The sequence below is a fragment of the Mesorhizobium sp. M1396 genome, from assembly GCF_040317725.1.
GTDB lineage: Bacteria > Pseudomonadota > Alphaproteobacteria > Rhizobiales > Rhizobiaceae > Mesorhizobium.
Genome location: NZ_JAMYLA010000009.1, coordinates 19,862 through 32,752 on the forward strand (window position 1 = coordinate 19,862; position 12,891 = coordinate 32,752).

A 12,891-nucleotide genomic window follows, 5' to 3' on the forward strand; every position below is an offset into this window, starting at 1 on the left:
GATTCACGAGATGGGCGATTCCCTCGATCTTTCGACGGCCGATCTCGCGGCGCTGGCTTTTTTCCTGATCGCGTGGCTGCTGCACACGCTCGCCTCCGACGGCAAGCTGGTCAGCCGTATATCGCTGACCACGGCGATGAATGCGCAGCGGCAAACCTGGATGCGGACCATGGCCGAGCGCGAGATCCGCATCGTCGACACCGCCATCATGAGCGGTCTGCAGCAAGGCACCGCCTTTTTCGCGTCCAGCTCACTGATCGCGATCGGCGGCTGCTTTGCCTTGCTCGGCGCGTCGGACCGGGTTCTTGAAGTGCTCAGCGACCTGCCCCTGGGCGGCGCCCCGTCGCGTGCGGCCTTCCAGATAAAGGTCTTCGGACTGGTGCTGATCCTGGCGTTTTCGTTTTTCAAATTCGGCTGGGCGTACCGGCTGTTCAACTATTGCACGATCCTGATCGGCGCCGTGCCGATCCCGCATGGCGAAGCCTCGCGCAACCCTGTTACCGAAACGGCGGTGTGGCGTGCGGCGCAGATGAACATGCTCGCGGGAAAGCACTTCAACTCCGGCCTGCGCGGCGTGTTCTTCTCGATCGGCTATCTCGGCTGGTTCGTGGACCCCATGGTGTTCGTGTTGTCGACGCTGTTGCTGCTGGCCGTGCTGGTGCGGCGCCAGTTCTTCTCGGCGGCCAGGCAGGCGGTGATCGGTCAGCCGCCAGGAAAAGGCTGATCGATCCGGCCTGACAGCCAGTAGGCGATCAACCCGATCCATTCGCGGATCGCCACCGTCGTAGCCTGCAGCGAATCGGCTGGATTGTCGCGGAACAGGCCGATGCCTTCCCGCCCCGAGGTGCGATAGTCGACCGGCCAGGGAATGGTCGCAAACCCGGCCTTGTCGAACAGTGCCTTGGCCCGTGGCATATGGAAGGCAGAGGTCACCAGCAGCCAGGTCTCGCCGGGCTTCGGAGTCACCAATTCCTTGCTGAAGACGGCATTCTCATACGTGTTGCGGGATTTGTTCTCCAGGATCAGGCGATCGGCTGTCACACCAAGCGCGGTGAGCAGACGAGGCGCCGTGGCGGCGTCGCCCTCGCCGTCGAGAAACAGCTCGCCGGTGCCGCCGGAGACGATCACCTTGGCGGTGGGAAAGCGCCGGGCCAGAATTGCGGTCTCGACCATCCGATCGCCGCTGCTGTTCAGCTCATAGCCGCCGCGCACCAGGTTGATGGCGCCCTCGAAGCCACCGCCGAGCACGACGATGCCGTCGACCTTTTCCGGCAGCGGCGGGCGCGCGAAGCGCTCTTCCAGCGGCTTGAGCATCATGGCGCCAAGCGACGTCCAGGCTGACAGCGCAAGGATCAGAAATGCCAGCACGCTGCCGGTGACCGCCAGCCGCCGGCGGCCGATCATCGCCGCGAGCAATCCCGCCAGCAACAGGAAGATCGCCAGATTGAGCGGCTGGATGAAGAACCAGAAGATCTTGGAAAGATAGAAGAACATCGCTCACCCCATTACAGCGCCGCGCGTGCTTGGACGCGAAAAGGACGCTGTAACATTTTGATTTTGCGCATGATCCTTTCCGAAAATCGATGGCGATTTTCGGGGTCATGCGCTAGACGAGCGGCATCCTTACCACCACTTTTCCGGCTGAAATGTGCCGGCCGCCTGTTCGATGACGGCAGCGGTCTGGAACAGGGTTTCCTCGTCGAACGGCCGGCCGATGAGCTGCAGCCCGAGCGGCAGGCCCTTGGCGTCGAGGCCGGCGGGCACGGCGATGCCCGGCAGGCCAGCCATGTTCACCGTGACGGTGAAGATGTCGTTCAAATACATCTTGACCGGATCGGCGGCCATGTCCTCGTCGGCGATGCCGAAGGCGGCGGACGGCGTTGCCGGGGTCAGGATGACATCGACGCCGGCGGCGAAAACAGTCTCGAAGTCGCGCTTGATCAGATTGCGCACCTTCTGCGCCTGCAGGTAGTAGGCGTCGTAATAGCCGGCCGACAGCACATATGTGCCGATCATGATGCGGCGTTTGACCTCGCGGCCGAAACCGGCGGCGCGGGTCTTCTCGTACATGTCGACGATATCCTTGCCCGGCACGCGCAACCCGTAGCGGACGCCGTCATAACGCGCGAGGTTGGACGAAGCCTCGGCCGGCGCCACGATATAATAGGCCGGCAGCGCGTATTTGGTGTGCGGCAGGGAAATGTCGACGATCTCGGCGCCGGCATCCCTGAGCCAGGCAATGCCTTTCTGCCACAGCGCCTCGATCTCTTCGGGCATCCCGTCGACGCGGTATTCCCGGGGAATGCCGACCTTCATACCCTTGATCGGCTTGCCGATCGCCGCCTCATAATCCGGCACGGGCCGATCGACCGACGTCGTGTCCTTCGGATCGACGGACGCCATCGACTTCAACAGGATCGCGGCATCGCGCACGTCACGGGCGATCGGCCCGGCCTGGTCGAGCGACGAGGCGAAGGCGACGATGCCCCAGCGCGAGCAGCGGCCGTAGGTCGGCTTGATGCCAACGGTGCCGGTGAAGGCGGCCGGCTGGCGGATCGAGCCGCCGGTATCCGTCGCCGTGGCGCCGGCACACAGGAAAGCCGAGACCGCGGTCGCCGAACCGCCGGAAGAACCGCCCGGCACCAGCTGCGCATTGTCCAGGCTGCGCGCGGTCCTGGTGCCGCCGGCCGAAACGAAGCCGCCGTCACCCTGATGCGTCGTCGGCATCACCACTGTGTCCAGGCGCGAGCGCCGCCATGGGTTGATGACCGGACCATAGTAGGACGTCTCGTTGGAAGAGCCCATGGCGAACTCGTCCATGTTGAGCTTGCCGAGCATCACCGCCCCGTCGGCCCACAGATTGGCGGTAACTGTCGATTCGTAGCGCGGCTTGAAGCCGTCGAGCACATGGCTGCAGGCCTGGGTATGGAAACCTTCGGTCCCAAACAGGTCCTTGATGCCGAGTGGGATGCCTTCCAGCGCACCGCCCTCGCCCTTAACCAGCCTTGCGTCGGAGGCCTTGGCCATGTCGCGCGCCTTGTCGCCGGTCACTGCGACATATGCATTGAGCGCCGGATTGGCGCGATCGATGGCCAAGAGATAGGCCTCGGTGATCTCGGTGGCGGTGATCTCCTTGCCGCGCAGCTTGGCGCGGGCCTGCGAAATCGTCAGCTGGGTCAGGTCGCTCATCAAAGGCTCTTTTCGTAAAACACCGACCACTCGGAATCGGGATAATCCAGCACCGGGCCGCAGCGCGAAAACCCGGCACGTTCGTAGACAGTCCAAGCGGCGGGATGGCGATCACCCGTTTCCAGCACCAGGCGCTTCAGCCCCTCGTTACGCGCCAGCGCTTCGACCCGCGCGACGATGCTGGCGCCGATCTTGCGGCCGCGATGCGAAGGCCGCGTGTACATACGCTTGACCTCGCCGATGGCGCTGTCATGGCGCTTCAACGCACCGCAGCCAACAGCGCGACCATCCTCGCGGGCGATGAAAACGGTCGTATCCTCACCGGCCATCTGCTCGACCGTCAAATGGTAGCAGTGCTCCGGCGGCGTCAATTCGAGCAAGGCTTCGTTGAGTTCCTCGACCAGGCCGCGCACGTCGTCCTGCAGCGGCGTCTCGATGGCGATCTCGATTGCCATCGGCCCGTTACTCCATGACCTTCGGAACGAGGAAGAAATTCTCGTCGGTCGCCGGCGCGTTGGCGACGATATCGGTCGCCTTGCCGCCGTCGGTGACGACATCCTGGCGCTTCTTCATTTCCATCGGCGTCACCGAGGTCATCGGCTCGACGCCGGAAACATCGACCTCGTTCAGCTGCTCGACGAAGCCCAATATGGCGTTCAGCTCGCCAGTCATGCGTTCGGCATCTTCTTCACTCACCGCGATGCGGGCAAGATGCGCGACGCGCTTCACTGTTTGCAGATCAACGGACATGTTTTTGCCTCGGGGAAAACCAGTTCGGGCTATAGCGGCGGCGCGCGCGGTGCGCAACATGCATCGTGCGGCAGACCGGGACCGTGGTGGCGGCCCGGCTCTCGGCCATCGGTCCAAGGGCAAGGTGCTGTCTACGGCAGGGCAACGCCCTCGCACAGATAGTAGCTGCCGCTGTTGCCGCTTGCCTCGCTTTCGTTATCGGTGGGCCGAACCGACACGAGATCGACCTGCTTCGGGTTCATTTGCGTCACCGAGAGGACATCGGGAAAGACATAGCCCGGTTCCTGGCAGATGGCCGTCACCGCCCAACTTGGCGAAGCCGCCGCCTTGCTGATCTGCAGAAACTCGCAATTGTATTCGACGCCTTGCAGGCCGCGCGCCGAAAGCACGATGTTGCCGGCGTCGATAAGCGTTTGCAGCGTGTCCTTCTTGGCCTGTTTGCAAAGCTCCTCGGACTGAAGATAGACGCCCTCGATGAAATCATCCGCGGCGAGCGCGGGCGACGCAGCGACAAACATGGACACGCAAAGAGATCGCCCCAACATCGTGGATTTATTCCGCTTTAGCTGTTTCTAGATCGTAATCGTCTCACCGATTTTCGGCAATGCCACCTTTACACTGGACCCTTCCAGGCCGGCCTCGAACTTGTCGGGCGTCGGATCGATCATCGGAAACGTGCCGAAGTGACAGGGAATCACGGTCTCGAACTTGAAGAAACGTCGGCAAGCAAGTGCCGCCACCGCGCCACCCATGGTGAAACGGTCGCCGATCGGCACGATGCCGATCTTGGGTTCATGCAACTCGTTGATCAGCGCCATATCGGAAAAGATGTCGGTGTCGCCCATGTGGTAGAGCGTTCTGTCTTCCGGGAAGTGCAGGACGAGACCACCGGGATTGCCGAGATAGACATTCTTGCCACCCTCTTCGCCAAACGAGGAGGAATGCAGCGCCTGGACGAACGTGGCGGTGAAGCTGCCGCAATCGACGGTGCCGCCGATGTTGCCGGGATTGATCTTCTTGTCGCTGACGCCTTTGCCGACTAGATACATGCAGATCTCGAAATTCGCGACCAATTGGGCGCCGCTTTTGCCAAGCACTTCCAGCGCGCCGCTGATGTGGTCGCTGTGTCCATGCGTCAGCAGCACATGCGTGATGCCCTCGGCCGGTCCTTCCCAGCCGCCCGTCCAGGACGGATTGCCGATCAGGTAGGGATCGATGAGTATCTTGGCGTCAGCCGTATCAATGCGGAAGGCCGAGTGGCCATACCAGGTCAGTTTCATGAATGCATTCCTCGATTTTTGGCTTGCCAGAGGATAGAACGCCGATAGACCGGAGATCAAAGGGTTACTGTGCCCATTGTGCGTTTGAGAGAACACAACGCGGTGAAAGATGAAGGACGGCCGGTGGGCATTATCACGATCGAGGAATTGCCGGCGCGGCTAACCGAAGGCAAGACGCTGGCCGGGCTTGACCTCGGCGACAAGACGATCGGCGTCGCGGTCTCGGACCAGAGGTTTTCCTTCGCCCATCCGCGCCCGGTCATCATGCGAAGGAAATTCTCGCTCGATGCGGCGGTGCTGCTCGCCTTGCTGCAAAAGGAGAATGCCGGCGCGGTGGTGATTGGGCTGCCGATCAACATGGACGGTTCGGAAGGGCCGCGCGCGCAGAAATCGCGCGCCTTCGTCCGCAACATGGCGCAGATGAGCGACCTGCCCTTCGTGTTCTGGGACGAAAGGCTATCGACGGTAGCGGCCGAAAGGACGCTGATCGAGATGGACTTCTCGCGCCGCAAACGCGCCGGCAAGATCGATTCGGCGGCAGCCGCGTTTATTCTGCAGGGAGTTTTGGACCGGCTTCAGTCGCTCCACGCATCCGGTCGAACGGACCCGCCCAGCGCTGTTTGACCCAACTGGCGATTTCCCGGCGGCGGCGGAATGCCCAAAGCGCCATCAGCAGCAACCCGTCGAAGATGCACGTCTTCGCCACCATACCGGGGATGATCGCCGGGTCGGTGCCGAGCATCTGGCCATAGAACTGGAAGAAGAAGTCGTGCATCTGTCGGCTGAGCATCGTGTAGCCGAAATTGATGTCATTGGCCGACAGATAGAACCAGCCCCAGAATATCGCCATGGGGGCCGCCCAGAATGCGAAGATGTAACGCATCAGCGCTCTCCCCCGGGATTGGAGCCTGTTCGGCCCGATATGAGTGAAAGCAGCGAATTGTGGGCCGCGGCCTTTGCCATGCCGTGCGCGACGGCGCGGATTTCGCCCTCGCCCGAAGCTGCCGCAACCACGGAGCGCCGCTCGGCAAGCATGGCGACATAGGACGCCAGAAGTGCTGCCAACTGCACGGCGACAGCCATGAACATCCCATTGATGCCTTGCGCGGCGCCACCGATGACGATCAGAGACAACACGCCGGATGCGCAGATGAAGGCGATGCGGGCAACGCTGTCGACGCCCTGGCTGGTCGCGTCGTTGATCAGGGCTTCGACAAAAGCCCAGAAAAACAGCACAGAGACGACAAGCAATGCTGTCGCGAGCGGCGCCACGACGACGAATTTGTCGAGGTCGATGAAGCGGCTGTCCTCGATTGTAGCTCCCAACACGCCGAGAGCCGTCGCCACACCACGGCTTCCGTCGATGCAGATGAGCGCGAGCAGGGCGAAAACGATCGCCCAGTGCAAGGCCAGAAAAGAGGTCAGTACGTGTCGCATCGCCGTTCCCGCTTCGCAAAGCAAGGGGCGGCCGATCTGAACCATTCCCTGCTTTCGCCGGGACAGTGGGCCTTGCCGCTCGCCATCGCAACGGAAACCATTTGTTAAGGTTAACGGCGATTAGCCATACGCATCGGGATGCTCGCCGACGCATCAAACGCCGGTTTTTGCGATGCTCGCGGCTCAATTCACCGGCGGATAGAGTGTGTCGATGATCATGCGCGCATCGTGGCGCGAATCGAGCATGCCATAGGTGTTGCGCCATTGGCCGGCCAAACGCGTCTCGACGAAAGCATCTGCGATCCGCCCTGCCCCCAGCCGGCGCAACTCAGCCGCTGCCGCCGAAAGCGCCAGTTGTTCGGTGAGCAGACGGGCCGAGCCCTCATCGGTTGACGCAACCTGCATCGCCGCCTTCAGCACGCCGATCGTGCCGCGTCCGCCAGCGCCGAGATCGCGATCGATGCCGGCCAACACATCCTCGAACAGGCCAGGCGCGCGACCAAGCACGCGCAGCACGTCGAGCGCCATGACATTGCCCGAGCCTTCCCAGATCGCGTTGACCGGGGCTTCGCGATAGTAGCGGGCGAGCGGCGCCTCCTCGACATAGCCATTGCCGCCGAGACATTCCATCGCTTCGTAAAGCAGCGGTGGCGCGATCTTGCAGACCCAGTATTTGACGACCGGCGTCATGGCGCGGGCGAACGCCGCCTCGCCGCGATCGCTCGCCGCCTCGTCGAAGGACCGCGCCAGCCGGAACGACAGCGCGGTGGCTGCCGCCACATCGAGCGCCATGTCCGCAAGCACGCGCTGCATGAGCGGCTGCTCGATCAAGGTCGAGCCGAACACCTGGCGGTGACGGGCGTGATGAACGGCCTCGGCCAGACCCGCGCGCATGATCGCCGACGATGCGATGGCACAATCGAGCCGGGTCAGGGTGACCATGTCCATGATCGTCTTCACGCCGGCACCCGGTTCGCCGACCATCTCGCCGATGGCGTTGACGAATTCCACTTCGGAAGACGCGTTGGAGCGGTTGCCGAGCTTGTCCTTCAGCCGCTGAAAACGGAAGCCGTTGCCCGACCCGTCGCCGAGAACGCGCGGCACCAGAAAGCACGACAATCCCTCCGGCGCCTGCGCCAGCACCAAGAACGCGTCAGACATCGGCGCCGACATGAACCATTTGTGCCCGGTCAGGCGATAAAACCCGCTGCCGGCGCGCTCGGCCCTCGTCACATTGGCGCGCACATCGGTGCCGCCCTGTTTCTCGGTCATGCCCATGCCGAGCGTCAGCCCGGTCTTCTCGACCGGCGGCCTTTGGCTGTGGTCGTATTTGCGCGTCGTCACGCGCGGCGCCCATTCGCGAAACAGTTTTGGGCTGGCCATCAAGGCCGCCAGCGAAGCGTTGGTCATGGTGATGGGGCAGAGATGCCCGGTCTCGAGCTCCGCCGTCAGGTAAAACCGGGCGGCGCGGACCTGATGTCGGCGGCCGATCTCGGCGTCGCCGTTTTCCCAGACCGAGGAATGCAGCCCGTTGGCCACTGAGCGGCGCATCAAGGCGTGATAGGCGGGATGGAACTCGACCACATCGATGCGCCGCCCCTGGCGATCATGCGTCCTGAGCTTCGGCGTCTCGACATTGGCGAGCCGCGCCAGTTCCTGCGCCTCTTGCGTCAGCACGAAACGGCCGAGCCCATCGAGATCCCTGCGCACCGGATCGGAAAAACGCTCCGCGAGCTGGATCAGCAACGGATCGCCCCGCCAGGCGTTGCCGCCCGTCAGCGGCGGCGGCTGGTTCGTCACGTCGTCGGTCACGCCCAATCCTTCTATCGGCAGAAAGGCCCTTGTCGTCAGAAAGCCACGAATCCGAGGCCGTCGGCTAGGTATAGCCAAGCGTTGCCGCCCGCGCGATGAAAATACCGGGGAGAACGGCTCCAATCCAAAGCTGGCGCTTGCAGCCGCAAAATCTCCACCCTATAGCAGCGCCTTGAGATGACCGACGCTTCGTCCCTGCCACTCTACCCTCACCGCCATCTTCTGGGCATCCGCGATCTTTCCCCCGCCGACATCGAGCTATTGCTCGACCGGGCGGACCGCGCGGTCGCGATCTCGCGGCAGTCCGAGAAGAAAACCTCGACGCTGCGCGGCCGCACCCAGATCAACCTGTTCTATGAGGCGTCGACACGTACGCAGTCGTCGTTCGAGTTGGCTGGAAAGCGGCTCGGCGCCGATGTCATGAACATGTCGGTGGCGAGTTCCTCGGTGAAGAAGGGCGAAACGCTCATCGACACCGCGATGACGCTGAACGCCATGCGGCCCGACATCCTGATCATCCGCCACCAGTCGGCCGGCGCCGCCGCCCTTCTGGCGCAGAAGGTCGGCTGTTCCGTCGTCAATGCCGGCGACGGCGCGCATGAACACCCGACTCAGGCGCTGCTCGACGCGCTGACCATCCGCCGCGCCAAGGGCCCGCTGTCGAAGCTGATCGTGGCGATCTGCGGCGATATCCTGCACTCGCGTGTGGCGCGCTCGAACATCATGCTGCTCAATGCGCTTGGCGCCCAGGTGCGCGTCGTCGCACCGTCGACGCTGCTGCCCACCGGCATCGAGAAGATGGGCGTCATCGTCACCCGCTCGATGGCCGAGGGTCTCAAGGGCGCCGACGTGGTGATGATGCTGCGCTTGCAGCGCGAGCGCATGGAAGGTGCCTTCGTGCCTTCGGTGCGCGAATACTTCCGCTATTTCGGCCTCGACGCCGAGAAATTGAAGGCCGCCAAGGACGACGCGCTGGTGATGCACCCCGGTCCGATGAACCGCGGCGTCGAGATCGCCTCGGAAATCGCCGACGGTCCGCAGAGCGTCATCCAGGAACAGGTCGAGATGGGCGTTGCTTTGCGCATGGCCGTGATGGAAGCCCTGCTCGACCCCCGTCGCAATCAAGAGGGCCGCAATCAAGAGGGCCGCGGCGCATGATCACAACGGTCTTCGAGCGCGCCCGCATCGTCGACCCGTCGCGCGGTCTCGACGAAGTAGGCACCGTCATCGTCGAGGGCCGCAAGATCGTTGCCGCCGGCAAGGCGGCACTCAACCAGGGGGCGCCCGAGGGCGCTATCGTCATCGACTGCGCCGGCAAGGCGATCATTCCGGGCCTGATCGATGGCCGCGTGTTCATCGGCGAGCCGGGCGGCGAGCATCGCGAAACCATTGCGTCGGCAAGTGTCGCGGCGGCAGCCGGCGGCGTCACATCGATCGTCATGATGCCCGACACCGATCCCGTGATCGACAATGTGGCGCTGGTCGAGTTCGTGCTGCGCACCGCCAAGGACACGGCAAGCGTCAACGTCTTTCCGGCGGCGGCAATCACCAAGGGCCTCGACGGGCGCGAAATGACGGAATTCGGCCTGCTGCGCGAAGCCGGCGCCGTCGCCTTCACCGATGGCCGTCACACCATATCGAGCGCGCTGGTGATGCGCCGTGCGCTGACCTATGCACGCGACTTCGGCGCCACCATCGTGCATGAAACCCAGGACGCCGACCTCGGTTCGTCCGGCGTGATGAACGAAGGCCTCTACGCCAGTTGGCTCGGCCTCTCCGGCATTCCGCGCGAAGCCGAATCCATCCCGCTGGAGCGTGATCTTGCCCTTGCGCGGCTGACGCACGGCTCCTATCACGCGGCGAAGATCTCGACGGCGATGGCGGCAAACGCCGTGACACGCGCGAAAGCCGATGGTGCGGCCGTGACGTCAGGCATCGCGATCCACAATCTGTCGTTGAATGAAAACGATGTCGGCGAATACCGCACCTTCTTTCGCCTGACACCGCCTTTGCGCGCCGAGGAAGACCGGCTGGCGGTGATCGAGGCGGTCAGGAATGGCACGATCGACATCATCGTCTCCTCGCACGACCCGCAGGACGTCGACACCAAGCGCTTGCCTTTCGCCGATGCGGCGGCCGGCGCCATCGGGTTGGAGACGCTTCTCGGTGCGGCATTGCGGCTCTACCACAATGGCGACGTGCCGTTGCTCCGGCTGATCGAAACGCTCTCCACCGCTCCCGCAAAACTGTTCGGGCTGCCCGGCGGCACGCTGAAGCCGGGCGCAGTCGCCGATCTTGCGCTTGTCGATCTCGACGAACCCTGGATCGTCAGCGAGAGCGGCATTCGTTCGCGCTCGAAGAACACCTGTTTCGAAGGCGCGCGCATGCAAGGCAGGGTCTTGCAAACGTTGGTGGCGGGCCGCACAGTGTTCTCGATCTGAGCTGGCCACCGCGCACCGCGCCTGATCCAGACAAACTGGAGGAAATGCGGGGGAAACAATGACTTACAGCCTGATCTTGGCGTTGGTTTTCGGCTATTTGCTTGGTTCGATTCCTTTCGGACTGCTGCTTACCCGCGCGGCCGGCCTCGGCGATGTGCGCAAGATCGGCTCGGGCAACATCGGCGCCACCAATGTTCTGCGCACCGGCAACAAGGGCCTTGCCGCCGCAACGCTGCTGCTCGATGCGCTGAAGGGCACGGCCGCCGTGCTGATATCGGGCCATTTTTCGCCTGAACTGGCGATCTGGGCAGGCCTTGGCGCCTTTCTCGGCCATCTCTTCCCGGTATGGCTGGGCTTCAAGGGCGGCAAGGGCGTCGCCACCTATCTCGGCGTGCTGATCGGCCTTGCCTGGCAGGTGGCGCTGATCTTCGCCGTCGTCTGGCTGATGATGGCATTCCTGTTCCGTTATTCCTCGCTGGCGGCGTTGACGGCGGCGGTCATCGTGCCGATCGCCCTCTATCTCTTGAGCACCCCGCCGATTGCCGGGCTGTTCGTTGTGATGAGCATCATCGTTTTCATCAAGCACCGCGAAAACATTTCACGCCTGCTTGCAGGCACCGAGGGCAAGATCGGAGCCAAGGAGTGAGCGATCGCGCCACCGCGGTGAGCGAGCCGGCTGCCGGGCCGCGCCTCAGCGACCGGCAGCGGCTGAGCTGGCTGCGGCTGATCCGCACCCAGAATGTAGGCCCCGCCTCTTTTCGCGACCTGATCAACCGCTTCGGTTCGGCCGAAGTGGCGCTCGAAATACTGCCGGAGCTTATGATTTCAGGCGGCGCCCGCCGGATCGCCCGCATCCCTACCATTGCCGAAGCCGAGGCCGAATTGGAGACGGCCCGTAAAGCGGGCGCGCGCTTTGTCGGTATCGGTGAAACAGACTATCCGCCGCTTTTGCGCAACATGGACCATCCGCCGCCGCTGCTGGCGGTCAAGGGCAATGCCGCCGTGTTCCGGCTGCCGGGGGTCGCCATCGTGGGCGCTCGCAACGCATCGCTGGCCGGCATCAAGATGGCGCGCATGCTGGCGGCGGAACTCGGCCGCGACGGTTACGCAATCGTCTCCGGCCTGGCGCGTGGCATCGACACGGCGGCGCATCAGGGCAGTCTTGCGACCGGCACGATCGGCGTGCTGGCCGGAGGCCTCGACCTGCCCTACCCGCCCGAAAATGCCGGCCTGTGCGACGAGATTATCGAGCGCGGCGCCGTCATATCGGAAATGCCGTTCGGCTGGCAGCCGCGCGCCCAGGATTTCCCGCGCCGCAACCGCCTTGTCGCGGGCGCGGCCCTTGGACTGGTGGTTGTCGAGGCGGCGCAACGTTCGGGATCATTGATCAGCGCCAGGCTCGCCGGCGAAATGGGCCGGCTGGTTTTCGCCGTACCCGGCTCCCCGCTCGATCCACGTGCCGCCGGCACCAATGGCCTGCTCAAGGACGGCGCCACGCTGGTCACCGAGGCATCGGACATTTCCAGGGCGATCGCCCCGCTGACCGGCATGCGGGCGCCCGACGTGCCGCCGTTCGAAGAGCCGCCCGACTTCTCGGTCACACCGCCGCCCGGCGAAAGCGACCGCGCGCGCGTCATCGAGGCGCTCGGCCCGGCGCCCGTGCCGATCGACGAGATCATCCGCCACACCGGCCTGCATCCGGCCCAGGTGTTCATGGTGCTGCTGGAGCTCGACCTCGCCGGCCGGCTCGAACGCCACGCCGGCGGACATGTCTCGCTGGTGTTCGGGGATTCTTCAGCCTGACCTGAGAACACCTGATCTGAGATATATGAACTGAGAATGGGTGACGTCTTGCTCCGGAGCGACGTTGCTCGCATTCTGGAAGCGACGGATGTCGATGTCGCGGAAAGAGAACTCGCTGTGTTCTGCGATAGATTTTAAAAAATGCATCACCACGATTTACAACTGACATGTTAGCGAGA

At 63.6% G+C, this 12,891-nt stretch carries 15 protein-coding genes; 6 read left to right on the forward strand and 9 right to left on the reverse strand.

The features are described 5' to 3' along the window. Window positions 1–10 precede the first annotated feature (10 nt). Window positions 11–724 (forward strand): DUF599 domain-containing protein, encoded by a 714-nt coding sequence (locus NKH02_RS07705; RefSeq protein ID WP_352871826.1) that lies wholly within the window; start codon window positions 11–13, stop codon window positions 722–724. On the opposite strand, the gene NKH02_RS07710 is transcribed toward NKH02_RS07705, so the two are convergent. From NKH02_RS07710 to NKH02_RS07735, 6 genes are all read right to left on the reverse strand, one after another. Further along, window positions 703–1,494, reverse strand: coding sequence for a YdcF family protein (locus NKH02_RS07710; RefSeq protein ID WP_352871824.1), 792 nt, complete (start codon window positions 1,492–1,494; stop codon window positions 703–705). The genes NKH02_RS07705 and NKH02_RS07710 overlap by 22 nt on opposite strands. Window positions 1,495–1,623: 129 nt before the next feature. Next, the gene (locus NKH02_RS07715; protein ID WP_352877661.1) at window positions 1,624–3,189 is read right to left on the reverse strand and encodes an amidase; all 1,566 of its coding nucleotides are present in this window, start codon (window positions 3,187–3,189) and stop codon (window positions 1,624–1,626) included. Continuing rightward, a complete protein-coding gene (locus tag NKH02_RS07720; protein ID WP_352877663.1) occupies window positions 3,189–3,644 on the reverse strand; it encodes a GNAT family N-acetyltransferase in 456 nt (151 codons plus the stop codon). Before NKH02_RS07720 ends, NKH02_RS07715 begins: the two co-directional genes overlap by 1 nt. 7 nt (window positions 3,645–3,651) lie before the next feature. Beyond that, window positions 3,652–3,939 (reverse strand): Asp-tRNA(Asn)/Glu-tRNA(Gln) amidotransferase subunit GatC, encoded by a 288-nt coding sequence (gene gatC, locus NKH02_RS07725; protein WP_352877665.1) that lies wholly within the window; start codon window positions 3,937–3,939, stop codon window positions 3,652–3,654. Window positions 3,940–4,070: 131 nt separating this feature from the next. Then, window positions 4,071–4,457 carry a hypothetical protein gene (locus NKH02_RS07730; protein WP_352877838.1) on the reverse strand — a complete coding sequence of 129 codons (387 nt, stop codon included), beginning with the start codon at window positions 4,455–4,457 and terminating at the stop codon, window positions 4,071–4,073. Between the two features lie 54 nt (window positions 4,458–4,511). Next, complete coding sequence (locus NKH02_RS07735; RefSeq protein ID WP_352877667.1) at window positions 4,512–5,219, reverse strand: metal-dependent hydrolase; 708 nt, start codon at window positions 5,217–5,219, stop codon at window positions 4,512–4,514. A 123-nt stretch (window positions 5,220–5,342) separates the two neighbouring features. Between NKH02_RS07735 and ruvX the strand changes: the two genes are divergently transcribed. After that, a complete protein-coding gene (gene ruvX / locus NKH02_RS07740) occupies window positions 5,343–5,843 on the forward strand; it encodes a Holliday junction resolvase RuvX (RefSeq protein WP_352871811.1) in 501 nt (166 codons plus the stop codon). Here ruvX and NKH02_RS07745 read toward each other — a convergent pair. The 3 genes from NKH02_RS07745 to NKH02_RS07755 form a co-directional block, all read right to left on the reverse strand. Further along, on the reverse strand, window positions 5,767–6,102 hold the full coding sequence (locus NKH02_RS07745) for a DUF6105 family protein (protein WP_352871809.1): 336 nt from the start codon (window positions 6,100–6,102) through the stop codon (window positions 5,767–5,769). The genes ruvX and NKH02_RS07745 overlap by 77 nt on opposite strands. Further along, the gene (locus tag NKH02_RS07750; protein WP_352871807.1) at window positions 6,102–6,656 is read right to left on the reverse strand and encodes a hypothetical protein; all 555 of its coding nucleotides are present in this window, start codon (window positions 6,654–6,656) and stop codon (window positions 6,102–6,104) included. Before NKH02_RS07750 ends, NKH02_RS07745 begins: the two co-directional genes overlap by 1 nt. A gap of 183 nt (window positions 6,657–6,839) precedes the next feature. Continuing rightward, entirely contained in the window at window positions 6,840–8,468 is a 1,629-nt protein-coding gene (locus NKH02_RS07755) for a DNA alkylation response protein (RefSeq protein WP_352877670.1), read from the reverse strand. A gap of 177 nt (window positions 8,469–8,645) precedes the next feature. Here NKH02_RS07755 and NKH02_RS07760 point away from each other — a divergent pair, with 177 nt between their 5' ends. From NKH02_RS07760 to dprA, 4 genes are read left to right on the forward strand one after another with little or no spacing between them, the layout of a single operon-like run. Then, on the forward strand, window positions 8,646–9,626 hold the full coding sequence (locus tag NKH02_RS07760; RefSeq protein WP_352871803.1) for an aspartate carbamoyltransferase catalytic subunit: 981 nt from the start codon (window positions 8,646–8,648) through the stop codon (window positions 9,624–9,626). After that, entirely contained in the window at window positions 9,623–10,909 is a 1,287-nt protein-coding gene (locus NKH02_RS07765; protein WP_352871801.1) for a dihydroorotase, read from the forward strand. Before NKH02_RS07760 ends, NKH02_RS07765 begins: the two co-directional genes overlap by 4 nt. A 58-nt stretch (window positions 10,910–10,967) precedes the next feature. Then, window positions 10,968–11,555 carry a glycerol-3-phosphate 1-O-acyltransferase PlsY gene (gene plsY / locus NKH02_RS07770; protein ID WP_352871799.1) on the forward strand — a complete coding sequence of 196 codons (588 nt, stop codon included), beginning with the start codon at window positions 10,968–10,970 and terminating at the stop codon, window positions 11,553–11,555. 17 nt (window positions 11,556–11,572) lie between these two features. After that, entirely contained in the window at window positions 11,573–12,712 is a 1,140-nt protein-coding gene (gene dprA / locus NKH02_RS07775) for a DNA-processing protein DprA (protein ID WP_352871838.1), read from the forward strand. Window positions 12,713–12,891: the final 179 nt, after the last annotated feature.